Source organism: Streptomyces litmocidini (assembly GCF_014649755.1).
Taxonomy (GTDB): Bacteria; Actinomycetota; Actinomycetes; order Streptomycetales; family Streptomycetaceae; genus Streptomyces; species Streptomyces litmocidini.
The window spans coordinates 345,062-370,413 of the sequence record NZ_BMTQ01000002.1 but is presented as its reverse complement, the minus strand read 5'-3'; the positions used below and the strand labels follow the sequence as shown (position 1 = coordinate 370,413).

Here is a 25,352-nt window from a genome sequence, read left to right as displayed (position 1 = left end):
CGTGAAATATCTCGTACGGGACAAGATCTTCGCGATCGGCGACGACTACTGGATCGAGGACGAGCAGGGCCGCCACGCCTTCCTCGTCGACGGCAAGGCCCTGCGGCTGCGCGACACCCTGGAGCTGAAGGGCCCCGACGGGCAGGTCCTCGTCACGCTGCGGCAGAAGATGTTCAGCCTGCGGGACGCGATGACGATCGAGCGGGACGACCAGACGCTCGCGACCGTCCGCCGCAAACGGCTCTCCCTCCTCCGCAACCACTACCGGGTGACGCTCGTGGACGGGACCGAACTGGACGTCAGCGGCAGGATCCTGGACCGGGAGTTCACCGTCGAGTACGAGGGAGAACTCCTGGCCCACATCTCCCGGCAGTGGTTCCACGTCCGCGACACGTACGCGGTGAACGTGGTCCGCGAGGACGCGGACGCCGCGCTGCAGATCGCGGTCGCCGTGTGCGTCATCCGGATGGCGGAACGGGAACGGGAGGACTGACCTCCCTCCGGAGGCCTTCGCTCAGCCCGCCTTCGTCAGCGCCTGCTCCAGGTCCGCCCACAGGTCCTCGACGTGCTCGATGCCGACGGAGAGCCGGACCGTGCCGGCGCCGATGCCGGCCGCGGCGAGCGCCGCCGCGTCGAGCTGGTGGTGGGAGGTGGACGCCGGGTGCATGACCAGCGTCTTCACGTCGCCGAGGGAGACGCTGAGGGAGGCCAGCCGTACCGCCTCGACAAAGGCGCGGCCCGCCTCCCGGCCGCCCGCGAGGTCGATCGAGACCACCCCGCCGCCGCCGGCGGGCAGCAGGCGTGCGGCGATCGCCCGGTCCGGGTGGCTCGCGAGGGCCGGGTGGCGGACGGTCTCGACCGCCGGGTGCGTTTCGAGCCGGGCGGCGAGTTCGGCGGCGCTCGCGCACTGGCGCTCCATGCGCAGGGAGAGGGTCTGCATGCCGCGCAGGGTGAGCCAGGCGGCGAACGGGTCGGTGGACGCGCCCTGTTCGACGGAGTGGTGGCGGACCCTGCCGTACGTCTCGGAGTCCTTGAAGACGGCGATGCCGCCGAGGACGTCGGCGTGCCCGGCCAGGTACTTGGTGGCGGAGTGGACGACGACGTCGGCGCCGTGGTCGAGGGGGCGGCAGAGCAGCGGGGAGGCGAAGGTGTTGTCGACGGCGACGGGGACCCCGGCCCCGGCGGCGACGGCGGCGAGCGCGGGCAGGTCGGCGACGCGGGTGGTGGGATTGGCGATGGTCTCCAGGTAGAGGAGCCGGGTCTCGGGGCGCAGGGCCGCCCGCACCTCCTCCGGGTCGTTCCCGGAGACGTACGTGACGTGGACGCCCCAGCGGGCGGCGAGGTCGGTGAGGACCGCGTACGTGCCGCCGTACAGGCAGGTCTGGGCGATGACGTGGTCGCCGCTGGAGAGCAGGCCGAGGAGGACGGCGTTGATGGCGCCCATGCCGGAGGCGAAGGACCGGGCGGCGGCCCCGCCCTCCAGGCGGGCGACGGCGTCCTCCAGGGTGCGGACGGTGGGGTTGCCGAGACGGGAGTAGAGGAAGGCGTCCGGCGAGGTGAACCCCTCGGCGAGGGCGTCGGCCGAGTCGAAGGCGAAGACGTGGCCCTGGTGCAGGGGCACGCCGAGGGGCCTGCTGCCCGTGACCTCGACGTGCGGCGGGTGGACGGTGAGGGTCTCGGGGCGGGGGGAGGCGGGTTCGGCGTGGGTCATGGACTCAGTGTGGGGAAAGGCCGGTTGTCCTCACAGGTCCAATCCCGGCGGAGTGGACCGGACGGTACGCCGCGCGGTCCTGTGCACCGGGCCCGTCTTCCCCCTTACACTCCCACGCGGTCACCGCGGAGACATGCGATGCGGCCGCCCAGTGGGAAAACGCTTTCACGGGGACACGGGGACACGGGGACACGGGGACATGGGCGGTCTCGTCGGCGTCCTCGTCGCCGGCCCCGGCCGTTCCTCGACCGCGTCCCGGGCGACGGGTGTCGCGGGTCCCTCCGGCGGCGGTCCGAAGAGCTCGGCGAAGGCGGCGACGGCCGCCTTCGCCCGGTCGTCCACGAGGCGCCTTCGGAGGTTCAGGCCCGGTGGTGGCGCGGCGTCGCGACTCCGAGCACCCGGTCCTTGAGCGCCGGGAACTCCTCCCGGGTCGTCCGGACCTTCTCCGGGTCGAGGACGACCCGCAGCACCTCCTCGTCCGGGCCGGCCTCCGCGAGGGTCTCGCCCCACGGGTCGACGACGATCGAGTGCCCGGCCTGCTCCACGCCCGCGTGGGTGCCGGCGGTGCCGCAGGCGAGGACGTACGCCTGGTTCTCGACGGCCCTGGCCCGGGCCAGGAGGGACCAGTGGGCGCGGCGGCGGGCGGGCCAGCCGGCCGGGACGACGAAGGCCTGGGCGCCCGCGTCGACGAGGCCGCGGAAGAGCTCGGGGAAGCGCAGGTCGTAGCAGGTGCCGACGCCGACGGTGAGGTGCGGCAGGTCGACGGTGACCAGGTCCTCCCCGGCGGCCATCAGCACGGCCTCGCCCTTGTCGAAGCCGAAGCGGTGGATCTTCCGGTAGGAGGCGACGAGTTCGCCGTCGGGGGAGAGGACGAGCGAGGTGTTGTAGAGGGCGCCGCCCTCCGCCTCCACGAAGGAGCCGGCGTGCAACCAAACCCCGGCGTCGCGGGCGGCCTCCGCCATCGCCCGGTGGGTGGGGCCGTTCAACGGCTCCGACTCGGCGGCGAAGAGGTCGGACGCGAAGGCGCCGACGGTCCACAGTTCCGGCAGGACCACGAGGTCCGCGTGGCCGGATTCCTCCCGTACGAGACGCGCCGCACGGGCGCGACGGGCATCGACCGGTTCGTCCGGGTCTACCGCGATCTGGATCAGCGAGGCGCGCACACTACCACCGTCCTGGCATTCGAGCCGTCAACACCGGCCTACGATCGTCACACGAAAGCACTGCCGGGGTGCCTTCGGGCAGCGTAACTTAGCGTCCGAGCCTCCCACCCAGTCGTGTTTTCAGCCCGCGCACCGAAGAACCGCCGAGGGGTCCCGTGACCGTCCATCCCAGCCTCCAGAACTACGCCGACGCCTGGACCCATTCCATCGAGGCGATAGCCGAGCTGGTGCAGCCGCTCGTGGAGGGCGAGTGGAACCGGCCGACCCCGTGCATCGGCTGGTCGGTGCGGGACATCGTCTCCCATGTGATCGGCATGGAGACGGAGATGCTCGGCGATCCGCGGCCGATCCACTCCCTGCCCCGCGACCTGTACCACGTGCGCAGTGACTTCGCCCGCTACATGGAGGTCCAGGTCGATGTGCGGCGGCACCACACCGCACCGGAGATGACCTCGGAGCTGGAGTACATCCTGATCCGGCGGGCCCGGCAGCTCCGCAACGAGAACCGCTCCCCCGAGCACCTGATCCGCGCTCCCCTCGGCACCGAGCAGACCCTCGAACAGGGCTACCGCACGCGCGCCTTCGACGTGTGGGTGCACGAGCAGGACCTGCGGACGGCGCTGGGCGTGCCGGGGAACCTCGACTCGGCCGGGGCGCTCGTGGCCCGGGACGTGCTCCTGGAGGCGCTGCCGGACGTGGTCGCCAAGGACGCCGGGGCGCCCCCGTCCTCGGCGGTGGTGCTCGACGTGACCGGTCCCGTGGAGTTCCTGCGGACGATACGGGTGGACGCGGAGGGCCGCGGTTCGATCGACGGCGCGCCGTCGCTGGGGCCGGCGGTGACGCTGGCGACGGACTGGGAGACGTTCGTCCGCCTCGCCTGCGGCCGGGTCCGGCCGGCCGAGGTGGCCGACCGGGTCAAGACCGAGGGCGACGCGGACCTCGCGGCGGCGATCCTGAACAACTTCGCGGTGACGCCCCGCTGATCCCTCAGACGGGTACGTGCACGGCCTCGACGCGGCTGGCGACGAGCCGTTCCCGTTCCCTGCGGTGGGTGCGGGCCTTGAGGCGGAGGATCTGCACGACGCCGAGCGCCTCCAGGACGAAGACCGAGGAGAAGGCCGTCCGGTAGTCGTCGCCGGTCGCGTCGAGCAGCACGCCGACGGCGAGCAGCGTCGTCATCGAGGCGACGAAACCGCCCATGTTGACGATGCCCGAGGCGGTGCCCTGTCGCTCCGGCGGGTTGGCCGGGCGCGCGAAGTCGAAGCCGATCATGGAGGCCGGTCCGCAGGCACCGAGGACCAGGCAGAGGGTGACGAGCAGCCACATCGGGGCGTGCTCACCGGGGTACGCGAGGGTCGCGCCCCACAGCAGGGCGGTGGCCGCGACGGTGCCGAGGGCGAGCGGGGCGCGGGCCGCGTGGTGGCGGGCGATGATCTGCCCGTACGCGAGGCCGACGACCATGTTGGACAGCACGACCAGGGTGAGCAGCGTCCCGGCGGTGGAGCGGGAGAGGCCCTGCGCCTCGACGAGGAACGGCAGGCCCCAGAGCAGCAGGAACACCATGGCGGGGAACTGCGTGGTGAAGTGCACCCACATGCCGAGCCGGGTGCCGGGCTCCCGCCAGGACTCGGCGATCTGGCGGCGGACGAAGGCGGCGCCCGCGTGCGCGGCGGGCTGGGGCTCGTACCCCTCGGGGTGGTCCTTGAGGAAGAGCAGCAGCAGGACGAGGACGAGGACGCCGGCGAGGGAGCTGCCGACGAAGGTGGTGGTCCAGCCGAGGCCGTGCAGGGCGCGGGCGATGAAGACGGTGGAGACGAGGTTGCCGGCCATGCCGAAGAGGGCGGCGACCTGGCCGATGAGCGGGCCCCGGCGGGCGGGGAACCAGCGGCTGCCGAGCCGCAGGACGCTGATGAAGGTCATGGCGTCGCCGCAGCCGAGGAGGGCGCGGGAGGCGAGGGCCGTGCCGTACGAGGGGGAGAGCGCGAAGCCCAGCTGGCCGATGGTGAAGAGCACGACGCCGAGGGCCAGGACCTTCTTGGTGCCGAGCCGGTCGACCATGAGGCCGACGGGTATCTGCATGCCGGCGTAGACGAGCAGCTGGAGGATGGAGAAGGTGGAGAGCGCCGAGGCGTTGACGTCGAAGCGGTCGGCGGCGTCGAGGCCGGCGACGCCCAGGGACGTGCGGAAGATGACGGCGACGAAGTAGACGGCGACGCCGACGCCCCAGACGAGTGCGGCGCGGCGGCCGCCGGGCGGATCGCCGGGCAGGCTGACCGAGCTCATCGGGCCTCCCCCCGGACCAGGACCTTGACCCAGCTGAGGTGCTGGCGGACGCAGTGCGCGGCGCCCTCGACGTCGCCGGCCTTGATGCGGTCGAGGATCTCGGCGTGCTCGGCGATGTTCTTGGCGACGCGGTCGGGCTGGGACTGCATCACGGCGACGCCCATGCGCAGCTGGCGGTCGCGGAGCTGGTCGTAGAGGCGGACGAGGATCTGGTTGCCGGCGTGCTTGACGATCTCGGCGTGGAAGCAGCGGTCGGTGACGGCGACCTCGGCGAGGTCACCGGCCCCGGCACGCCGCTTCTGCTCCTCCAGGAGCTCTTCGAGGCGGGCGATCAGAATGGCGGGCGCGGGCACGGCCCGGCGGACGGCGAACTCCTCGACGAGCAGCCGGGTCTCGACGACGTCGGCGATCTCCTGCGCGGAGACGGCGAGGACGAGGGCTCCCTTCTTCGGGTAGAGCTTCAGCAGCCCTTCCATCTCCAGCTTGAGCAGCGCCTCGCGGACGGGGGTCCTGGACACCCCGACGGCCTGGGCGAGTTCGCCCTCGGTGAGGAGGGTCCCTCCCTCGTAGCGCCGGTCGAGTACGGCCTGCTTGACGTGCATGTAGACGCGGTCGGCCGCGGGGGGCTGCTTGGTGGGCAGGGGGGCGGGACCGGCGGGCGCTGAGGGCATGCGCACAGCATAGATACAACAGAGGTGCAACAGGCAGTCACGTCCGCATCCTGGAATCCTCACCGGAGCCGGAAGTCGTAGGAGTCCCCGCCGCCGACGAGCACGGAGGTGAAGCGCACCGGGAGGCCGTCGGGCCGGCGCGGGTCGTGAAGGAGGTTCCGGCTCAGACGCGGGCGGCCTCGACGATCTCGCGTATCGCCCGTACCGACGACCGCCGGTACGGCAGGGGCGCCACCTGCTCGACGACCGCGCCGAGCCGTCGCGGGTCGCCCAGGAGGGGCAGCGGTTTCGCCCGGGAGACGGCCTCGACGAGATGGCACAGCAGGTACACGTGCACCCCCGTGCGGGTGCGCCGATGATGGCTGTAGCGCGCGCCCCGGTCGTCGTACGGATGCCGTACGAGGGCGTGCACGGAGCCGGTGTCGCGGCCCGTGTCGAGGGCGTTCGTCTGGGTGGCCCCCAGGAGCACGCCTCCGCCGCGCGTGGCCGTCCAGGCCCCGGGGGCCGCACGGATGCCCAGCTCCATGACCCTGGACCAGGCACGACCTCCAGCGGCTCGGCCTCGCCGTTCGCGTGATGTTCCAGGCCTTCCGGCGTCAGGACCAGGCACGTGCCCCCCTGGCGCTCGGGATCCCGATCACCCACCGGTCCCCGACCAGCTCCAGCGGACCCGGCGACTCCGACATGGTCCCCCTCGATGTCCTGGACCTCCGTCCTGGACAGAGGGCCGTGACAGGGGTCCGGGACGAGGACGACACCCGGGCCGGGGGTGGTGTCACCCCCGGCCCGGGTGTTTCACGTGGAACGACGCAACTCGGGCGTCACGCCCAGGTGATGAGCCTCTTCGGGTTCTCCAGGATCGCGGCGACGTCCGCCAGGAACTTGGAGCCGAGCTCGCCGTCGACCAGACGGTGGTCGAAGGAGAGGGCCAGCGTGGTGACCTGACGCGGCTTCACCTTGCCCTTGTGGACCCACGGCTGGAGCTTGATCGCACCGACCGCGAGGATCGCGGACTCCCCGGGGTTCAGGATCGGCGTACCGGTGTCGACGCCGAAGACGCCGACGTTGGTGATGGTGAAGGTGCCGCCCTGCATCGCCGCCGGGGTCGTCTTCCCCTCGCGGGCGGTGGCGACGAGCTCGCTCAGGGACCGCGAGAGCTCGGGCAGGGTCTGGGCGTGCGCGTCCTTGATGTTCGGCACGATCAGACCGCGCGGGGTGGCCGCGGCGATGCCCAGGTTCACGTAGTGCTTGAGGACGATCTCCTGCGCCGCCTCGTCCCAGGCCGCGTTGATCTCCGGGTTGCGCTTGACCGCGACCAGGACGGCCTTGGCGATGAGGAGGAGCGGGTTGACCCGCAGGCCCGCCATGTCCTTGTCGGACTTGAGCTCCTCGACCAGCTTCATCGTGCGCGTGATGTCGAAGGTCACGAACTCGGTGACGTGCGGGGCGGTGAAGGCCGAACCGACCATCGCCGCCGCCGTGGCCTTCCGCACGCCCTTGATGGGCACACGGGTCTCCCGGGCGGAGGACGCCGCGGCCGGCGCCGCGGCGGGCGCCACCGCCGGGGCCGGTGCCGTCACGGGTGCGGGGGCCTCGACGACCGGGGCGGGCGCCGGGGCGGCCGCCGCGTGGACGTCCTCCCGGGTGATGATCCCGTCCGGGCCGGTCGGGGTGACCGTCGCCAGGTCGACGCCGAGGTCCTTGGCGAGCTTGCGCACCGGCGGCTTGGCCAGCGGGCGGCCGGCCACGGAACCGTGACCGTTCAGCTGCTCGGGGACCACCGGGGCGGGCACGGCGGCCTCGACCGCCCGGGCCGGGGCGCCGCCCGGCGTCCTGCGGGCGCGCCGCTTGGTGGAGCTGGCGGCCACGCCGTAGCCGACGAGGACCGGCTGGCGGCCCTCCGGCTCGGCGGCCTCCGGCTCGGCCACCGTCTCCTGGGCGGGGGCGGCCGCCACGGCCGGCGCCGCCGGGGCCTCGGGCTCGGCGCCGCCGCCCACGTTCACCGAGATGATGACCTGGCCGACGTCGACCGTGGTGCCCTCGGGGAAGAGGAGCTCGTGGACCGTCCCGTCGAAGGGGATCGGCAGCTCGACGGCGGCCTTGGCGGTCTCGACCTCGATCACGACCTGGCCGTCGGTGACGGTGTCACCGGGCTGGACGTACCACTTGAGGATCTCGGCCTCGGTCAGGCCCTCGCCCACGTCGGGCATCTTGAATTCGCGGATCGTCATGGTCGTGCTCTCCTCAGTACGCCAGCGAGCGGTCGACGGCGTCGAGCACGCGGTCCAGGCCCGGCAGGTACTCCTCCTCCAGGCGCGCCGGCGGGTACGGCGCGTGGTAGCCGCCGACCCGCAGGACGGGGGCTTCCAGGTGGTAGAAGCAGCGCTCGGTGATCCGGGCGGCGATCTCCGCCCCGGAGCCGAAGAACACCGGCGCCTCGTGGACGACGACCAGGCGGCGGGTCTTCTCGACCGAGGCCTGGATGGTGTCGAAGTCGAGGGGGGAGATCGAACGCAGGTCCACGACCTCGACCGACTTGCCCTCCTCGGCGGCGGCCGCGGCCGCCTCCAGGCAGGTCTTCACCATCGGGCCGTAGGCGAGGAGGGTGAGGTCCGTGCCCTCACGGGCGACCCGGGCCTTGTGCAGCTCGCCGGGAATGGCCTCGGTGTCGACCTCGCCCTTGTCCCAGTAGCGGCGCTTGGGCTCGAAGAAGATGACCGGGTCGTCGCTCTGGATCGCCTGCTGGAGCATCCAGTAGGCGTCGGAGGAGTTCGCCGGGGTGACGACCTTGAGGCCCGCGACGTGCGCGAAGAGCGACTCGGGGGACTCGGAGTGGTGCTCGACGGCGCCGATGCCACCGCCGTACGGGATGCGGATGACGACCGGCATCTTCACGGTGCCGAGCGAACGGGCCCGCATCTTCGCCAGCTGCGTGACGATCTGGTCGTACGCGGGGAAGACGAAGCCGTCGAACTGGATCTCCACGACCGGCCGGTAGCCGCGCAGCGCGAGGCCGATCGCGGTGCCGACGATGCCGGACTCGGCGAGCGGGGTGTCGACGACCCGGTCCTCGCCGAAGTCCTTCTGCAGGCCGTCGGTGATCCGGAAGACACCGCCGAGCTTGCCGACGTCCAGGCCCATGATGACGACCTTCGGGTCGGTCTCCAGGGCCTTGCGCAGCGACTCGTTGAGCGCCTTCGCCAGGGGAAGCTTCTGAACAGCCATGATTACTCGGTCTCTCCGCCCTCGAAGGACTCCTGGTAGGCGGCGAACTGCGCGCGCTCCTCGTCGACGAGCGCGTGCCCGTCCGCGTAGGTGTGGTCGAACATCGCCATGTGGTCCGGGACGGGCATGGCGCGGACGACCTCGCGGACGTGCTTGCCGAGGGCCTCGCTCTCCGCCTCCAGCTCCTCGAAGAAGGCCGCGTCGGCGTGGCCCTCGTTCTCCAGGTACGTCTTCAGCCGGAGGATCGGGTCCTTGGCCTCCCACGCCTCGCGCTCCGTGTCGCGGCGGTAGCGCGTCGGGTCGTCGGAGGTGGTGTGGGCGGCCATGCGGTAGGTGAAGGCCTCGATGAGCGTCGGGCCCTCGCCGCGGCGGGCGCGCTCCAGGGCGGACCGGGTCACGGCCAGGCACGCGAGGACGTCGTTGCCGTCGACGCGGACGCCGGGGAAGCCGAAACCGGCGGCGCGCTGGTAGAGCGGGACGCGGGTCTGCTTCTCGATGGGCTCGGAAATGGCCCACTGGTTGTTCTGGCAGAAGAACACGACCGGAGCGTTGTAGACCGCGGAGAAGACGAACGACTCGTTGACGTCGCCCTGGCTGGAGGCCCCGTCACCGAAGTAGGCGAGCACGGCGGAGTCCGCGCCGTCCTTGGCGATGCCCATGGCATAGCCGGTGGCGTGCAGGGTCTGCGAGCCGAGGACGATCGTGTACAGGTGGAAATTGTTGCTGTTGGGGTCCCAGCCGCCGTTGTTCACACCGCGGAACATTCCCAGCAGATTCGTCGGGTCGACCCCGCGGCACCAGGCGACGCCGTGCTCGCGGTAGGTCGGGAAGACGTAGTCGTCATCGCGCAGGGCCCGGCCCGAACCGATCTGGGCGGCCTCCTGGCCGAGCAGCGAGGCCCACAGGCCCAGCTCGCCCTGACGCTGCAGGGCGGTCGCCTCGGCGTCGAAACGCCGGGTGAGGACCATGTCGCGGTACAGGCCGCGCAGTTCCTCGGCGCTCAGATCGATGTCGTAGTCGGGGTGCTGGACGCGCTCCCCCTCGGGCGTCAGCAGCTGAACGAGCTCGGGCTCCGAGGCCGTGGCGGCCGTCGCCTTCTTGGTGGTGCTCGTGCTCGCGCTTGCGGTGCGCTTGGTGCCGCTGCTGCGTCGCGTCGTCTTGCGCGCGGCAGTGCTCTCCACGGTCACGTGCGTGCTCCTCCGTCGGTCCGGCCCCCGGGTTCGCCGGTGAGGCCAGTGCGGCTCCGCCTTGTCCGTACCTTCGCACGGGGTGGGTGCGACGCGGCCGGAGTCGGGCGTGAAAGGTGCCCCGGCGAGCGCCGTCATAGGCACGTTACCCATTACGCGGCATTCCCGCGAAACCCCACTTGACCTGCGATTTTGCTTGGATTTCCAAGTAAATCGAGAAAAGGGCGACTCATCCCTGGTCAGAGCATGGACAACGGCCCGACGCCGTCGTCGGAACACCCGGCACGTTATCCCGCGCACCCCGGGCGCCGGAAGACCCAATATGTGAGACTGACCGGGTGCGCGAAGAAGGAAAAATCCGGGTATTTCTGCTGGACGACCACGAAGTCGTCCGGCGCGGGGTCCACGAGTTGCTCTCCGTGGAGGACGACATCGAGGTGGTCGGCGAGGCCGGGACGGCGGCGGACGCGCTGGTCAGGATCCCCGCGACCCGCCCGGACGTGGCGGTGCTCGACGTCCGGCTGCCCGACGGCAGCGGGGTGGAGGTGTGCCGGGAGGTCCGCTCGCAGGACGAGTCGGTCAAGTGCCTGATGCTGACCTCGTACGCGGACGACGAGGCGCTCTTCGACGCGATCATGGCCGGGGCCTCGGGCTACGTCCTCAAGGCGATCAGGGGCAACGAACTGCTGAACGCGGTGCGGGACGTCGCGGCCGGCAGGTCGCTGCTCGACCCGGTGGCCACCGCCCGGGTCCTGGAACGGCTGCGCGACGGCAACAACCCGAAGGGCGACGACAAGCTCGCCAACCTGACGGACCAGGAGCGGAAGATCCTCGACCTGATCGGCGAGGGCCTGACCAACCGGGTCATCGGCGAGCGGCTCCACCTGGCGGAGAAGACCATCAAGAACTACGTCTCCAGCCTGCTGTCGAAGCTGGGCATGGAGCGGCGCTCGCAGGCGGCGGCGTACGTGGCCCGCCTCCAGGCCGAACGCCACTGACGCCCGCGGGCCCCGGGCGCGCGGGGACGGGGGCCCGCAGCAGGGCGGGCCGGGCGCGTGGGGACGGGGCCGGGGGCCGTGGCAGGGGGCCGTGGCAGGGCGGGACCGAGGGCCCGTGACGGGCCGGGGCCGGGGCCCGTGGCGGCGGTGCGGGTCGGCGGGATCCGTCCTCGGGACCTACGACCCCCTCGAACCGGGGCAGGGGCCCCTTTTCCGGCACGGCGCCGGTGGCGGAGAGTGGAGACCATGTCCTCCGACAAGATCCGCGCCATCGAGCTGCTGAGCCGCGTGTCGTACGGCCGGGTGGCGACGAGCATGCGGGCGATGCCGTTCGTCGCCCCCGCCCGCCACGTCGTGGCCGACGGCCGCGTCCTGCTCCGGATGCACCGGGGCCTCGGTTACCACCGCGCCTGCAACGGCAGCGTGGTCGCGTACGGCGCGGACAACTGCGACTCCGGCGCCGACCACCTCTGGTCCGTCCAGTTCACGGGCACGGCCGAGGTCGTCGAGCCGACGCCGGAGGAACGGGCGGCCTTCGGCCCCGAGCCCGTACGGGTGGACGGCGAGCCCTTCACCCCGGTGTTCCTGCGGATCGAGCCACAGTTCGTGACGGTCCACGAGCTCGACTACGGCGGGCGCGCGGAGGCTGGAACACAGGGCGGGGCGCCTGCAGAGGGTCCGGCGGAGGGCTCGGCCGGAAGCGCCTTCGAGAGCCCCTCAGGGCCCTCCCCGGGGGCCGCCGCGGGGGCGTCCGGCGCGAGGCCTTCCGAGGCCGGTTCCGGGACGGGCGTCGGGGCCGGCCCCCAGGACGCCCCCGAGGCCGAGCCCGCGGCCGTCCCCGGCACCTGCCCCGAGGCCGAGCCCGAAGCCGCCCCCGACACCTGCCCCGGGGCTCGCCCCCCGGCCGGTTCCGAGCACCGTCGCGAGGCCCGTCCCGGGCACCCTTCCGTGGAGCGACGCCTCCACCACGCAGCGTGATCTAACATCTGCGGAGTGCCGCGCTCATCTGCACCCCACGCTCCGCCCCTGCGCCCCCTCCTGCGCCGCTACACGGACGTGGGCGAACCCCTCTCCTGCGTCCCCGTGACCGAGGGCCTGCTCAACCGCGGCTACCGGCTCTCCACCACCCGCGGGGCGTACTTCCTCAAGCAGCACCTGGACGCCCCCACCTCGGACCGGGCCACCATCACCCGTCAGCACCGCGCCACCCAGCGCTTACACGCCCTCGGCCTGCCGGTGGCGCCGCCGCTCCCCGACGGCCGGGGCCGCACGGTCGCCCTCGTCGGCGGACACTGCTACGCCCTGCACCCTTGGGTCGACGGCCGCCACCGCGACGGCGCCCAGCTCTCCACCGGCTGCTCCCGCCGCCTCGGCACCCTCCTCGGCCGCGTCCACACCTGCCTGGAGCAGGTCATGGAGTCCCCGCCGCCGGGCGGCGAGCACGAGAGCGCCCGCCCCGAGGACACCTTCCGGGCCATCGAGGAGCTGCTCCGCCTCGCCCGCGCGCACCGCCCCCGCGACAGCTTCGACGCGCTCGCCGAGCACCGGCTCAGGGAGCGGCGCAGGCTGCTCGCGCAGCACGCCCACCACCGGCCGCCGCCCGCCTCCGCCGCCGGCTGGGTGCACGGGGACTTCCACCCGCTGAACCTGCTGTACCGGGGCGCGGAGCCCGCCGCGATCGTCGACTGGGACCGGCTCGGGGTCCGCCCCAGGGCCGAGGAGGCGGTCAGGGCCGCCGCGATCTTCTTCGTACGTCCGGAGGGGGAGCTGGCCCTGGAGAAGGTGCGGGCGTACGCGCGCGCGTACCGGCGGGCGACGGGCGCGGACGGCGCCGAGCTGGCCGCGGCGGCCCACCGGGTGTGGTGGGAGCGGCTCAACGACTTCTGGACCCTGCGCTGGCGCTACCAGCTGCACGACCGGCGGGCCGACCCGCAGTTCCCCGCGGTGTCGGCCCTGGCGGTCTGGTGGACGCGTGAGTACGCGGCGGTCCGCGACGCCTTCGCCGGCTGAGCAGGACGAAGGCGCGCGGAGGCGCGGCGAGGCACGAGGGGGCGGAGGAGGCACGGGGCGGCCCCTCGCGAAGGCCCGGGGAAAGCGCGGCGGTGGCCGCGCGGGCGCCGTGGCGGCCGCGCGTCAGCCGGTCTCGTTGCCCGCGCCCGTCGGCGGGGTGTCCGGGTTGCCGTTGCCGCCGGAGGAGTCGTCGGTCGGCTCGCCCGTCGGCTCCGTCGGGGGCTCGGTCGTCGGCTCGCCCGTCGGCTCCGTCGGCGTGCCCGTCGGCTTGGTCGGCGGCGTGGTCGTCGGCTGCGTCGGCGTATCGGTCGACGGCTCGCCCGTGGGCTCGGTCGGCTCGTACGTCGTCGGCGGGTTCCACGGCTGCTGCGTCTCGCCGGTCGACGAGCCCGAATCCTGGGTGGGGTCCTGGGTGGGCTCCTCCGAGGGGGTGGGCTCCTCGGAGGCGGTCGACGGCGAGGTGCTGACGGTGTTCGTCGGCGCCTTCACGTCGTCGCCCGGGCCGCCCGCCTTGTCGAGCGCGTACGCGACGCCCGCGACGACCGCGATCAGCGCGAGGACGGCGAACAGCCAGACCTTGCCCCGGCCGCCGCTGCCGCCGCTCTGCGCGCCGTACCCGTCCTGGCCGTAGCCGCCGGCACCGCCGTCGTAACCGCCGTCGTTCGGGTTGATCGGCGGAAGGATCGGGCCCTGCGCGGTCTCGCCGTGCACGGGGTGGCCCATCGCGGCCGTCGCGGCCATGCCGCCGGCCGGGGCGTGCCCGCCCTCGTACGTCTCGACCGGTCCGGTGTTCCACGCGCCGGTGTAACCGCCCTGCTGCTGGAGCATCTGGAGGGCGTACTGGATGAGCCCGCGCATCTCCTCGGCGCTCTGGAACCGGTCGTCCGGATCCTTCGCGAGCGAGCGCATCACCAGGCCGTCGAGCTCCGGCGGCACGGACCCCGTCACCTCGGACGGCGGGACCGGCGCGTCCTGGACGTGCTGGTACACGACGGACAGCGGCGTCTCGCCGGTGAAGGGGGGCCGCAGCGCGAGGAGTTCGTAGAGCAGGCAGCCCGTGGCGTACAGGTCGGAGCGGTGGTCGACCGCCTTGCCGAGGGCCTGCTCGGGGGAGAGGTACTGCGGGGTGCCCATGACCATGCCGGTCTGGGTCATCGTCGACTGCGCGCCGTGCAGGGCGCGCGCGATGCCGAAGTCCATGACCTTCACCGCGCCGCTGTGCGTGATGATCACGTTCGCCGGCTTGATGTCACGGTGCACGATGCCGTGCTGGTGCGAGTAGGCCAGCGCCTCCAGGACTCCGGAGACGATGATGAGCGCCTGCTCGGGGCCGGGGGCCTCGGCACTGAGCAGCAGGTCGCGGATGGTGCGGCCCTCGACCAGCTCCATCACGATGTACGGCACGGGACGGCCGCCGACGAGGTCCTCGCCGGAGTCGTACACGGCGACGATCGCGTGGTGGTTGAGTCCGGCGACGGACTGTGCCTCGCGGGTGAAGCGGGCCTTGGAGACCGGGTCCTCGGCGAGGTCGGCGCGCAGCAGCTTGACCGCCACGGTGCGGCCGAGCCGCACGTCCTCGGCGGCGAAGACCTCCGCCATGCCGCCCCGCCCCAGACGGTGCGTCAGGCGGTAGCGGCCGTCGCCGACGACGCCGCCCTCGCCCCACGATTCCGCCGACGCGTCCGGCACACCGCCACCTGCTCCGGATTCGGGTGCCATCAGTCCTCGCCGTCGTCTGTCGTGCCGTGTCCAGTCGTCACGCTACAGGCTCCGTACGACACCACGGTCCGAGATGGACCGGTCATCCAACCTCCTCGACGTACGCCTGTGCAAATTCGACGGGTTTCCTCCGGCCGTGCGGAAACGCTTCCTGTGCGGAGTGTCACGGAACGGGCACCGAACCGATGCCCGGCTTGACGTGTCACTGCCCTGGGGCAGACTTGGCCAGGAAATTCCGGATCGACGCCGCCACGCGCGCGTAGGGGGAAGCACAGATGAGCCAGGACGGCGCACAGGGCCGCTATGCGGGCGGTTCGGTCGCGGGCGGCCGGTACCAGCTGCGTGACCTTCTCGGCGAGGGCGGCATGGCGTCGGTCTACCTGGCCTACGACAGCGCCCTGGACCGGCAGGTCGCCATCAAGACGCTGCACACGGAACTCGGCCGGGAGCAGTCCTTCCGCGAGCGGTTCCGGCGCGAGGCGCAGGCCGTCGCGAAGCTGTCGCACACGAACATCGTCTCGGTCTTCGACACCGGCGAGGACACCCTCGACGGCGCCGTCATGCCGTACATCGTCATGGAGTACGTGGAGGGGCAGCCGCTCGGCTCGGTCCTCGCCGCGGACGTCCAGCAGTACGGCGCGATGCCGGCCGACAAGGCGCTGAAGGTCACGGCCGACGTGCTGGCCGCGCTCGAGGTCAGCCACGAGATGGGCCTGGTCCACCGCGACATCAAGCCGGGCAACGTGATGACCACCAAGCGCGGTGTGGTCAAGGTCATGGACTTCGGCATCGCGCGGGCCATGCAGTCCGGGGTCACCTCGATGACGCAGACCGGCATGGTCGTCGGCACCCCCCAGTACCTCTCCCCCGAGCAGGCCCTCGGCCGCGCGGTGGACGCCCGCTCCGACCTTTATTCGGTCGGCATCATGCTCTTCCAGCTGCTGACGGGCCGGCTCCCCTTCGACGCCGACTCGCCGCTCGCCATCGCCTACGCGCACGTGCAGGAGGAGCCGGTCGCCCCGTCCTCCGTCAACCGCTCGGTGACGCCGGCGATGGACGCGCTCGTCGCCCGCGCGCTCCGGAAGAACCCGAACGAGCGGTTCCCGAGCGCGGCCGCGATGCGCGACGAGTGCCTGCGGGTCCTGGCGGCCGGCCAGACCGGTGCGCCGATGATCGTCCAGGGCGGTCCGGTCAGCAGCGGCGCGGGCGTCGGCTCGGCGGTCTTCCCGCCCGTCGGCCAGACCCCGCCGCCGACCCCGCACCCCGGCGTGCAGCAGCCCTACCTGCCGCCGACCCCGCAGCCCGGCCCGTACGGCCCCGCGACCTCCGCGCCCGCCCCGGCGTACGGCTACCCGCAGCAGGCTCCGACGCCCGCCCCGTACGCCCCCACCCCGGCCCCCTCGCCGTACGCCCCGACGCCGGCGCCCATGTCCGCTCCCGTCGCGACCGGCGGCTCGGGCTCCGGCTCCCGCCGGAACACCCCGGTCCTCGTCGGCGCGATCACCGTCGCGCTGCTCGCGATCGGCGGTCTGCTCGTGGCGCTCAACCTGAACAAGGACGAGGACCCGCAGGCCGGCGGCACCGGCGGCACGGAGACGCAGCAGAGCCAGACGGCGGCGCCCGGCCACAAGGGGCCCGACCTGACCAAGACCATCGACATGAAGAAGTGCACGCAGCCTTCGGAGTCGAGCGACGACCCGTCCAAGTTCGAGGTCCCCAACTTCACCTACAAGAACATCCAGTCGGTGAAGGACTGTGTCCGGGCGGCGGGCTGGAAGATCATGACCCAGACCCCGGTGGACGAGGCCACGTACGGCGAGGGCACGGTCCTGGAGCAGTACCCGCCGGCCGGCGAGGACATCACCGACAAGGACGCCGAGTTCACCCTGAAGATCTCGACGGGCAACCCGCCGCAGTAGTCCCGGAGCCGCCGTACGCCCCCTGGCCCCGTCCCGGATGCCGGAACGAATCGGGCATGTGACGCTGAGTCGAACGTCTCCGCGCCTCGGTACGGGAGGGGGTCACCCGGTGACTCCAGCACTCCGCAGAGCACGCGCACGGGCCCTGCGCCCCGCGCTCACCTGCGCGTTCACCTGCGCCTTGTACGCCACGTCCTTCGCGTACGCGGCGCAGGCCCCCGGCACCTCCCCGATCGGCGCGGGCCGGCCTCCCGGCGCCTCCACGGGGAGCGCGGCGCGGCCCCCCGGCGTCTCGCCGGTCGGCGCGGCCCGGCCCCCCGGCGCCCCCGCGGGCAGTGCGGTTCCGGTGTCGGCGGCGAGCCCGCCCTCCGCCACGCCCTCCTCGGCCGTCCCGCCGGGCGCCCCCTCCCCGTCCGCCGCTCCGCCCGTCCCCCCGTCGGGCCCTCCCGGCGGCGACGGAGGCACCCGCGCGCCCGTCTCCCCGGCGCCCGCGCCCACCGGAACGGGAGCGAGTCCCTCCCCGTCCGCGCCGAGCGCCGAGCCCTCCGACGCCCCCGCCCCCAGCCGTTCCGCCTCCCTCGCGGGGCGGCCCGAGGGCGAGGGGAAGCCCCGCCCCGGACGCCCGGAGTCCGCCGAGCCCTCCGCCGCGGCGAGCGTCGAGGGGCCGTCGCCCCGCCCCTCTCGTACCGAAACCGCTACAACCCCGCGCGAGCACGACGCCGCCGACGAGTCGTACGGACCGGTACGCGAGGGGGACCCGCTGGCGCCCGAGGCGGCGCCCGCCAGCCTGCCCGCCGCGGCTCCCGGACTGGCCGACGAGACCGCGCCCGCCCTCGGCGACCAGCGGATTCCCGTGCTCACCCTGGGCGTGGGGCTGGCCCTGATGGGCTTCGGGATCGGTTTCCTCGGGCTCCGGATGCGCCGCCGCTGACCCTGCCGGGACCGCCGGGTCCCCCTTGAGTCGGACCTCCCGCTTCCCTCTCAGGACGGTTGTCCGCCGCGGCATACCCGGTATACATACTGAGTATGTCGATCCGCCACGGGCTCCTCGCCCTCCTCGAACGCGGCCCTCGCTACGGCTCCCAGCTCCGCACGGAGTTCGAGTCCCGCACCGGCTCCACCTGGCCGCTCAACGTCGGCCAGGTCTACACGACCCTCAACCGGCTCGAACGCGACGGCATGGTCGCCCAGGGCGGCGAGGACGCGGCCGGACACACGCTCTACGCGATCACCGACAGCGGCCGCGCCGAGCTCAGGACCTGGTTCGAGAAGCCGGTGGACCGCACCAGCCCCGCCCGCGACGAGCTGGCCATCAAGCTCGCCATGGCCGTGGGCGCGCCCGGCGTCGACATCCGCGACGTCATCCAGTCCCAGCGCCGGCACACCGTGAAGGCGATGCAGGACTACACCCGGCTCAAGGCGCGGGCCCTGCTCGCCGTCGAGGGCGGCGGGTCCCGGGAGCGGGACGACGTGGCCTGGCTCCTCGTCCTGGAGCAGCTGATCTTCCAGACCGAGGCGGAGGCCCGCTGGCTGGACCACTGCGAGTCCCGGCTGATCCGCCTGTCGGCGACGACGGCCGTGGAGAACCCGGCGACCGCCCCCGCGAGCCCGGCGGCCCCGAGCACGCCGACCGCCCCCGTGGTCTCCGGCACCCCGGCCGGGCCGGGAACTCCGGCCTCTCAGCACCCTTCGACCACCGGTACGCCCGGGGCGCGCTGACCGCGCCCCGCCCCGCCCGTACCGCCGACGCACCACCACCTTCCATCGCACGCTCCCGTACCCGGCCCGACCGCCGCGTACGGCCAACGGGGGGATCCCTCCATGTCGACACAGCAGCCCGTGCTGCAACTGCAGAACCTGGCCCGCGTCCACGGCGCGGGCGCCACCGAGGTGCACGCCCTGCGCGGCATCGACCTCGCCGTGTACCCCGGCGAACTCGTCGCCGTCATGGGCCCGTCGGGCTCCGGCAAGTCCACGCTGCTCACCATCGCCGGCGGCCTGGACACCCCCAGCTCGGGCCGGGTGATCGTCGAGGACACCGACATCACCACCGCGAGCGTCAAGGAACTCGCGGCCCTGCGCCGCCGCAGCATCGGTTACGTCTTCCAGGACTACAACCTCATCCCGGCCCTGACCGCCGCCGAGAACGTCGCCCTCCCCCGCGAACTGGACGGGACCTCCGCCCGCAAGGCGCGCGTCGAGGCCGTCGCCGCCCTGGAGGAGATGGGGCTCGGCCACCTCGCCGACCGCTTCCCCGACGAGATGTCCGGCGGCCAGCAGCAGCGCGTCGCCATCGCCCGCGCCCTCGTCGGCGACCGCCGCCTCGTCCTCGCCGACGAGCCGACCGGCGCCCTGGACTCCGAGACCGGCGAGTCCGTGCTCGCCCTGCTCCGCTCCCGCTGCGACGCGGGCGCCGCCGGCGTCCTCGTCACCCACGAGCCGCGGTTCGCCGCCTGGGCCGACCGGGTCGTGTTCCTGCGGGACGGCGCCATCGTCGACCAGACCGTGCGCAGCGAGGCCGATTCGCTCCTCTCCGGTCAGGTGGCCGACGCGTGAAGACCTGGTTCCACTCCTGGCGGGCCGCGATCCGCATAGCCCGTCGCGACGCCTGGCGCTCCAAGGGCCGCAGCGCCCTCGTCCTCGCGATGATCGCGCTGCCCATCCTGGGCGTCAGCGCCCTCGACCTGACCTACCGCAGCTCCGAACTGTCGCCCGGTGAGCGGCTGGAGCGGACGATCGGCGCGGCCGACGCGCGCTTCAGGGACGCCCAGGTCGGCGGCGTCCCGATCTTCCAGGACCCCACCGGCGAGACGCACACGCCGGCCGAGGACTACGAGAACGAGCCCTGGCCGAGCGGCTCCACCGATGTCACCAGGACCATCCCGGCGGGGGCCACCGTCCTCACGGACGCCCTCGGTTCGGCGAAGCTGACGACGACCCACGGTCTGCTCGGGGCCGACGTGCGTGAGCTCAAGGCGTCCGATCCGATCGCCCGCGGCATCATGACGCTCCTGGAGGGGCGCTTCCCGGAGAAGAGCGACGAGGTCATGGCCACCTCGCACTTCCTGGAGACGAGCGGGCTGTCGATCGGCTCGACCCTTTCCGCCCGCAATTTCGATCGCCCGTATCGGATCGTCGGCGCCTACGAACTTCCCGACTCGCTCACCACGGACCAGGTGAACGCGCTGCCCGGCGCCTTCCTCGCCCCGTACGCGAAGGCGGTCGAGAAGGCCGGTCTGCCCGCGCCCGACGCCTCCGTCTCGTACCTGGTGCGCAAGTCCGGTGGTTTCACGTGGAACGCCGTCAAGGAGATCAACACCAAGGGTGTCGCCGTCGTCTCGCGCGCCGTGGTGCTCGACCCGCCCGCCGCGTCCGAGGTCCCGCTCAACCAGAAGGACGGCTGGGGCGACTACGGGTCCAGCCCGGGGGCCAAGACCGCCGAACTCGCCTCCCTCGCCACCGTCGTCGGCCTGGCGATGCTGGAGATCTGCCTCCTCGCCGGGCCCGCCTTCGCGGTCGGCGCCCGCCGCTCGCGCCGCCAGCTCGGCCTGGTCGGCGCCAACGGCGGTGCCCGCAGCCACATCCGGGCGATCGTGCTGAGCGGCGGTCTGGTCATCGGCGTCGCGGCCGCCGTCACCGGCATCGCCCTCGCCGTGGTCCTGACGCTGGTGCTGCAGCCGGTCCTCGAGGACACCATGGGCCAGCGCTTCGGGGCGTTCGACGTCCGGCCGCTCGAACTGCTCGGCATCGCGCTGCTCGCGGTCCTGACCGGCCTGCTCGCCGCGATCGTCCCGGCCGTCACCGCCTCCCGGCAGACCGTCCTCGCCTCGCTCACCGGCCGGCGCGGCATCCGCCGCAGCAGCCGCGTCCTTCCCCTGATCGGCCTGGCGGCCCTCCTCGTCGGCGGCGCGATCGCCCTCTTCGGCTCGATGGTCTCCGAGCAGGTCGCCCTCGTGGCGGCCGGTTCCGCCCTCGCCGAGCTCGGCGTCGTCGCCATGACCCCCGCTCTGGTGGGTCTGTTCGGGCGGACCGGACGCTGGCTTCCGCTCTCCCCGCGCCTCGCGCTGCGGGACGCCGTCCGCAACCGGGGGCGTACGGCACCCGCCGTCGCCGCCGTCCTCGCCGCCGTCGCCGGCGCGGTCGCCGTCACCACGTACATGGCCGGTCGCGAGGCCCAGAACAGGGCCGCGTACGAGGCCACGCTGCCCTACGGCGTCGCCTCCGCCTTCGTCCAGGAAGAAGGCGGCCGGGACGTCCCCGCCGTCCGCGAGGCCATCCAGCGGAACTTCCCCGTCGACGTCAGCGCCGACGTCGGGCGCGTCTCGGTCGGCAAGCCCGGCTGCCCGCCCTGGGGAGAGGGCGAGGGCTGCGGCCGCTACGAGGTCGTCGTCCCCCCGGCGAACGAGTGCCCGCTGTACGCGTTCCTCCCGGGCGGCGGCGACGCCGCGGAGAAGTACACGCCCGCACAGCGACGGAAGTTGCTCACGGAGGACTGGCGCTGCAAGGACTCCGCCGGCAGCGGCATGTACATCTCCGAGGGCGGCCTGCTCATCGGTGACGCCAAGCTGCTCCAGGTCCTCGGCATCGACGACCCCGCGACCGTGAAGGCCCTCGCCGACGGCAGGATCGTCAGCTTCAACCGCGCCCTGGTCGGCAAGGACGGGACCGTCGGGATCAAGCAGATCACCGATCTCTCCGCCGTCGACAGGGCCGCCCAGGAGGGCCGTCCCGTTCCCGGCAAGGTCAGCTCCCTGCCCGCGTACCTGGTGCCCGGCGACAAGAAGACCTACGGCCTCCAGGCCCTCATGACCCCGGCCACCGCGAAGGCCGCCGGGCTCTCCACGGCGCCGCTGGGCGTGTACGTCAGCACCGATCGCCTCCCGGACTCCGAGCAGCGCCAGAAGCTCGACAGCGACCTCGCCAAGCTCGGCAGCGACGTCGAAGTCCACCTGGAAGAAGGGTTCGTCAACAAGTACGGCATCGTCCTGCTCTCGCTGGCCGTCTTCGCGGGCCTGGTCACGATCGGCGCCGCCGGCATCGCCACCGGTCTCGCCCAGGCCGACGCCGAGGCCGACCTGAAGACGCTCGCCGCCGTGGGCGCCCCGCCCCGGGTCCGCCGCACGCTCAGCGGATTCCAGTGCGGAGTCGTCGCCGCGATGGGCGTGATCCTCGGCTCGGTCGCCGGGCTGCTGCCCGCCATCGGGCTCCGGCTCACCGAGGAGCGCGAACAGATCCGCTCCTACGAGCAGAGCGTCGCCGAGGGCTGGAGCCGTGACCTGGCCCCGCCCGACCTGCCGATCGTCATCCCCTGGGAGACGATGGCCGGCCTGATCGTCGCCGTCCCGCTCGGCGCCGCGCTCCTCGCCGCCCTGGTGACCCGTTCGCGCGGCGCGCTGGCCCGGCGCGCGGCGACCTGACGGGCTTCGTTCCCGTCCCGTGCCCCCGTACGAGGGTGGATCACCCCCGTACGGGGGCACACCGTGTGGTGAGGCATGCGTACGAGAGAATGGCGGCATGGAGATGCCGAGGAATGACAGGTCGCAGGAGAGCCCCCAGGTCCTCATCGTGGGACAGGACGGGATGGCGCTCGGCGGCGCTCAGGGCGACGACGAACCCCGCGAGGTCCCGGTGACGGAAATGGTCGAGCAGCCTGCGAAGGTCATGCGGATCGGCAGCATGATCAAGCAGCTCCTGGAGGAAGTACGGGCGGCCCCTCTGGACGAGGCGAGCCGGGTCAGGCTCAAGGACATCCACGCCAGCTCCGTGAAGGAGCTGGAGGACGGGCTCGCGCCCGAACTGGTCGAGGAACTGGAGCGGCTCTCCCTGCCGTTCACGGACGAGGCGATCCCCTCCGAGGCGGAGCTGCGCATCGCGCAGGCCCAGCTGGTGGGCTGGCTGGAGGGCCTGTTCCACGGCATCCAGACGGCGCTGTTCGCCCAGCAGATGGCGGCCCGCGCGCAGTTGGAGCAGATGCGTCGCGCGCTGCCTCCGGGTGGGTCCCACGACGATGACGACGACCACGGCCCCGGGCACGCGGTGCGCTCGGGGCCGTACCTGTAGGTCACGTCCGTAAGAGGAAGGGGTCCGGCACGTCTCGTGTGCCGGACCCCTTCCCCGTGCGCGGGCCGCGAGCCGCGCGCGACCCGGGCGCAGCGCGCGGGTCGGCCGCGGGTCGAGCGGATCAGGCTCGGGGCAAGCGGGGGTCGAGCGGATCAGGCTCGGGTCGACCGGGGATCGAGCGGATCAGGCTCGGGTCAGGCGGGAGTCGAGCGGACCAGGCTCGGGTCAGGCGGGAGTCGAGCGGACCAGGCTCGGGTCAGGCGGGAGTCGAGCGGATCAGGCTCGGGTCAGGCGGGTCAGGCGTGCGGCGTGAGCAGCAGTACCTTGCCGACGTGCCGGCCGTCCTCCAGCGCCCGGTGCCCCTCGGCGGCCTCCGGCATCGGCAGCGTCCGGTCGACGACCGGGCGGACCGTGCCCGCGCCGATCAGCGGCCAGACGTGCTCCCGTACGGCCGCGACGATCGCCGCCTTCTCCTGCGCCGGACGGGACCGCAGCGTCGTCGCCAGGACGGCCGCGCGCTTCGCGAGCAGCGCCCCGAGGTTCAGCTCGCCCTTCACCCCGCCCTGGAGGCCGATGACGACCAGCCGGCCGTTCACGGCCAGCGCCTTCACGTTCCGCTCCAGGTACTTGGCGCCCACGATGTCCAGGATGACGTCCGCGCCCGCGCCGTCCGTCGCCTTCGCCAGCTCCTCGACGAAGTCCTGCTCGCGGTAGTCGATGAGGACGTCCGCGCCCAGCTCGGCGCAGCGCGCGAGCTTCTCGGGGCCTCCGGCGGTGACCGCGACCCGCGCGCCGACCGCCTTCGCCAGCTGGATCGCCATCGTGCCGATCCCGCTCGCGCCGCCGTGTACGAGCAGCGTCTCGCCGGGCCGCAGGTGCGCGAGCATGAAGACGTTGGACCAGACCGTGCACGCCACCTCGGGGAGCGCCGCGGCCGTGGTCAGGTCGACGCCCTCCGGGACGGGCAGCAGCTGGCCGGCCGGGACCACGACCTTCTCCGCGTAACCGCCGCCGGCGAGCAGCGCGCACACCTCGTCGCCGACGGCCCAGCCGGACACCCCGGGGCCGAGCGCGGCGACCCGGCCCGCGCACTCCAGGCCGGGGTACGGGGAGCTGCCCGGCGGCGGGTCGTAGAAGCCCTGGCGCTGGAGCAGATCGGCGCGGTTGACCGCGCTGGCCGCCACCTCGACGAGCACCTCGCCCTCGCCGGGTACGGGATCGGGCACCTCGGCCCAGACGAGCGCCTCGGGACCGCCGGGTTCCGGAATCGTGATCGCATACATGGCGGCGAGGCTACTCGCCCGACGGGCCGCTCCTCCGGTGAGCCGACGCTCCGGCGGGTCAGTCCTCGGGCGGTGTGGAGAGCGGGGTGACCGACGCGGCGCGCACGATGGTGATCACCCGGTCGGTGAGCTGGAGCGGGCTGGCCGCGGGGTCGTCGTAACCGAGGAGCCGATGGCCGCGGAGCACGCTCACCACCAGGTCGCCGGTCTCCCGCACGCTCTTGCCGACCTCGCTCTTGGTCACCGGCCGTTCCACGAGGTCGAGGCCCGAGCCCTGCTGGATGAGGTCCTCTATCACCGTGCCGGCGCTGGGGCTCAGCACGGACAGTCCGAGCAGGCGACCGGCGGCGCTGGCGCTGGTGATGACCGCGTCCGCGCCGGACTGGCGGAGCAGCGGTGCGTTCTCCTCCTCGCGGACCGCCGCGACGATCTTCGCTCCGCGGTTGAGCTGGCGTGCCGTGAGGGTGACCAGGACCGCCGTGTCGTCGCGCTGGGTGGCGATGACGACCTGCCGGGCCCGCTGCACCTCGGCGCGGAGCAGCACGTCACTGCGGGTCGCGTCGCCGATGACGCCGACGAACCCGTCCGCGTTCGCCGTCTCGATCACCTTCGTGGAGGGGTCGACGATGACGATCTGGTCCTTGCGGAGTCCGGTCGCGCAGAGCGTCTGGATCGCGGACCGCCCCTTCGTGCCGAAACCGACGATGACGGTGTGGTCGCGCAAGGTGGACCTCCAGCGGTTCAACCGGAACTCCTCCCGGGTCCGTTCGGTGAGGACCTCGAGAGTGGTGCCGACCAGGATGATCAGGAAGAGCACGCGCAGGGGCGTGACCAGCAGGATGTTGGCGAGCCGCGCCGAGTCGCTGTACGGGACGATGTCGCCGTATCCGGTGGTGGAGAGCGTCACGGTCGCGTAGTAGACGCTGTCGAGGAAGTCGAGCGTCTCGTCGGCGTTGTCGTGGTAGCCGTCGCGGTCGGCATAGACGATGAGAACCGTCACGATCAGCACGCCGAGCGCCATGAGCAGCCGCTTGCCGACCTGGCGCAGCGGCCTCTCGACGACCCTGCGGGGCAGCTGGATCCGCGGGCCCGAGACCCGTTCGTCCGCTTGGCGGGCCATCAC

Annotated in this window: 21 protein-coding genes and 1 pseudogene; 11 read left to right on the top strand and 11 right to left on the bottom strand. The window is 72.9% G+C overall.

The genetic code is table 11. The features are described 5' to 3' along the window. The first annotated feature begins 1 nt into the window (after nt 1). The gene (locus IE180_RS05050; RefSeq protein ID WP_190155520.1) at nt 2-493 is read left to right on the top strand and encodes an LURP-one-related/scramblase family protein; all 492 of its coding nucleotides are present in this window, start codon (nt 2-4) and stop codon (nt 491-493) included. Nucleotides 494-514: 21 nt separating this feature from the next. Here the strand turns inward: IE180_RS05050 and IE180_RS05045 are convergent, their stop codons facing one another. Together IE180_RS05045 and IE180_RS05040 are read right to left on the bottom strand one after the other, a co-directional pair. Then, nucleotides 515-1,711: a trans-sulfuration enzyme family protein gene (locus IE180_RS05045; RefSeq protein WP_190155519.1), complete on the bottom strand. Its 1,197-nt coding sequence runs from the start codon at nt 1,709-1,711 to the stop codon at nt 515-517. 359 nt (nt 1,712-2,070) lie between these two features. Continuing rightward, nucleotides 2,071-2,874: a carbon-nitrogen family hydrolase gene (locus IE180_RS05040; RefSeq protein WP_190155518.1), complete on the bottom strand. Its 804-nt coding sequence runs from the start codon at nt 2,872-2,874 to the stop codon at nt 2,071-2,073. 155 nt (nt 2,875-3,029) lie between these two features. On the opposite strand from IE180_RS05040, the gene IE180_RS05035 reads away from it, so the two are divergent. Then, on the top strand, nt 3,030-3,857 hold the full coding sequence (locus tag IE180_RS05035; RefSeq protein ID WP_190155517.1) for a maleylpyruvate isomerase family mycothiol-dependent enzyme: 828 nt from the start codon (nt 3,030-3,032) through the stop codon (nt 3,855-3,857). A 4-nt stretch (nt 3,858-3,861) separates the two neighbouring features. On the opposite strand, the gene IE180_RS05030 is transcribed toward IE180_RS05035, so the two are convergent. The 6 genes from IE180_RS05030 to pdhA all read right to left on the bottom strand — a co-directional run bounded on the left by IE180_RS05030 (nt 3,862) and on the right by pdhA (nt 10,240). Beyond that, nucleotides 3,862-5,157: an MFS transporter gene (locus tag IE180_RS05030; RefSeq protein WP_190155516.1), complete on the bottom strand. Its 1,296-nt coding sequence runs from the start codon at nt 5,155-5,157 to the stop codon at nt 3,862-3,864. Continuing rightward, nucleotides 5,154-5,828, bottom strand: coding sequence for a GntR family transcriptional regulator (locus tag IE180_RS05025; RefSeq protein WP_190155515.1), 675 nt, complete (start codon nt 5,826-5,828; stop codon nt 5,154-5,156). Before IE180_RS05025 ends, IE180_RS05030 begins: the two co-directional genes overlap by 4 nt. A 163-nt stretch (nt 5,829-5,991) precedes the next feature. Beyond that, nucleotides 5,992-6,354: a hypothetical protein gene (locus IE180_RS05020; RefSeq protein WP_229860295.1), complete on the bottom strand. Its 363-nt coding sequence runs from the start codon at nt 6,352-6,354 to the stop codon at nt 5,992-5,994. Between the two features lie 295 nt (nt 6,355-6,649). After that, nucleotides 6,650-8,059: a dihydrolipoamide acetyltransferase family protein gene (locus IE180_RS05015; protein WP_190155514.1), complete on the bottom strand. Its 1,410-nt coding sequence runs from the start codon at nt 8,057-8,059 to the stop codon at nt 6,650-6,652. A 13-nt stretch (nt 8,060-8,072) separates the two neighbouring features. Then, on the bottom strand, nt 8,073-9,053 hold the full coding sequence (locus tag IE180_RS05010; protein WP_190155513.1) for an alpha-ketoacid dehydrogenase subunit beta: 981 nt from the start codon (nt 9,051-9,053) through the stop codon (nt 8,073-8,075). Nucleotides 9,054-9,055: 2 nt separating this feature from the next. Beyond that, entirely contained in the window at nt 9,056-10,240 is a 1,185-nt protein-coding gene (gene pdhA / locus IE180_RS05005) for a pyruvate dehydrogenase (acetyl-transferring) E1 component subunit alpha (RefSeq protein WP_190155512.1), read from the bottom strand. Between the two features lie 338 nt (nt 10,241-10,578). On the opposite strand from pdhA, the gene IE180_RS05000 reads away from it, so the two are divergent. The 3 genes and pseudogenes from IE180_RS05000 to IE180_RS04990 all read left to right on the top strand — a co-directional run bounded on the left by IE180_RS05000 (nt 10,579) and on the right by IE180_RS04990 (nt 13,248). Continuing rightward, entirely contained in the window at nt 10,579-11,238 is a 660-nt protein-coding gene (locus tag IE180_RS05000) for a response regulator (protein ID WP_190155511.1), read from the top strand. 246 nt (nt 11,239-11,484) lie between these two features. Further along, nucleotides 11,485-11,868 (top strand): annotated as a pseudogene (locus IE180_RS04995) (pyridoxamine 5'-phosphate oxidase family protein); the annotation flags it as partial. Nucleotides 11,869-12,231: 363 nt separating this feature from the next. Continuing rightward, on the top strand, nt 12,232-13,248 hold the full coding sequence (locus tag IE180_RS04990) for a phosphotransferase (RefSeq protein ID WP_190155510.1): 1,017 nt from the start codon (nt 12,232-12,234) through the stop codon (nt 13,246-13,248). Nucleotides 13,249-13,371: 123 nt separating this feature from the next. Here IE180_RS04990 and IE180_RS04985 read toward each other — a convergent pair whose 3' ends face one another. Continuing rightward, nucleotides 13,372-14,967 (bottom strand): protein kinase domain-containing protein, encoded by a 1,596-nt coding sequence (locus IE180_RS04985; protein WP_190155509.1) that lies wholly within the window; start codon nt 14,965-14,967, stop codon nt 13,372-13,374. 275 nt (nt 14,968-15,242) lie between these two features. On the opposite strand from IE180_RS04985, the gene IE180_RS04980 reads away from it, so the two are divergent. The 6 genes from IE180_RS04980 to IE180_RS04955 all read left to right on the top strand — a co-directional run bounded on the left by IE180_RS04980 (nt 15,243) and on the right by IE180_RS04955 (nt 22,946). Beyond that, nucleotides 15,243-16,886: a protein kinase domain-containing protein gene (locus IE180_RS04980; protein WP_190155508.1), complete on the top strand. Its 1,644-nt coding sequence runs from the start codon at nt 15,243-15,245 to the stop codon at nt 16,884-16,886. A 109-nt stretch (nt 16,887-16,995) separates the two neighbouring features. After that, nucleotides 16,996-17,817 carry a hypothetical protein gene (locus IE180_RS04975; RefSeq protein WP_190155830.1) on the top strand — a complete coding sequence of 274 codons (822 nt, stop codon included), beginning with the start codon at nt 16,996-16,998 and terminating at the stop codon, nt 17,815-17,817. Nucleotides 17,818-17,912: 95 nt separating this feature from the next. Further along, on the top strand, nt 17,913-18,605 hold the full coding sequence (locus IE180_RS04970; protein WP_190155507.1) for a PadR family transcriptional regulator: 693 nt from the start codon (nt 17,913-17,915) through the stop codon (nt 18,603-18,605). Nucleotides 18,606-18,707: 102 nt separating this feature from the next. Next, entirely contained in the window at nt 18,708-19,442 is a 735-nt protein-coding gene (locus tag IE180_RS04965; RefSeq protein WP_190155506.1) for an ABC transporter ATP-binding protein, read from the top strand. Continuing rightward, complete coding sequence (locus IE180_RS04960) at nt 19,439-22,303, top strand: FtsX-like permease family protein (protein WP_190155505.1); 2,865 nt, start codon at nt 19,439-19,441, stop codon at nt 22,301-22,303. Before IE180_RS04965 ends, IE180_RS04960 begins: the two co-directional genes overlap by 4 nt. Before the next feature lie 97 nt (nt 22,304-22,400). Then, nucleotides 22,401-22,946 (top strand): bacterial proteasome activator family protein, encoded by a 546-nt coding sequence (locus tag IE180_RS04955; protein ID WP_190155504.1) that lies wholly within the window; start codon nt 22,401-22,403, stop codon nt 22,944-22,946. 296 nt (nt 22,947-23,242) lie between these two features. Here IE180_RS04955 and IE180_RS04950 read toward each other — a convergent pair whose 3' ends face one another. Continuing rightward, nucleotides 23,243-24,229, bottom strand: coding sequence for an NAD(P)H-quinone oxidoreductase (locus IE180_RS04950; RefSeq protein ID WP_190155503.1), 987 nt, complete (start codon nt 24,227-24,229; stop codon nt 23,243-23,245). 58 nt (nt 24,230-24,287) lie between these two features. After that, complete coding sequence (locus IE180_RS04945) at nt 24,288-25,349, bottom strand: potassium channel family protein (protein WP_229860334.1); 1,062 nt, start codon at nt 25,347-25,349, stop codon at nt 24,288-24,290. Nucleotides 25,350-25,352 lie beyond the last annotated feature (3 nt).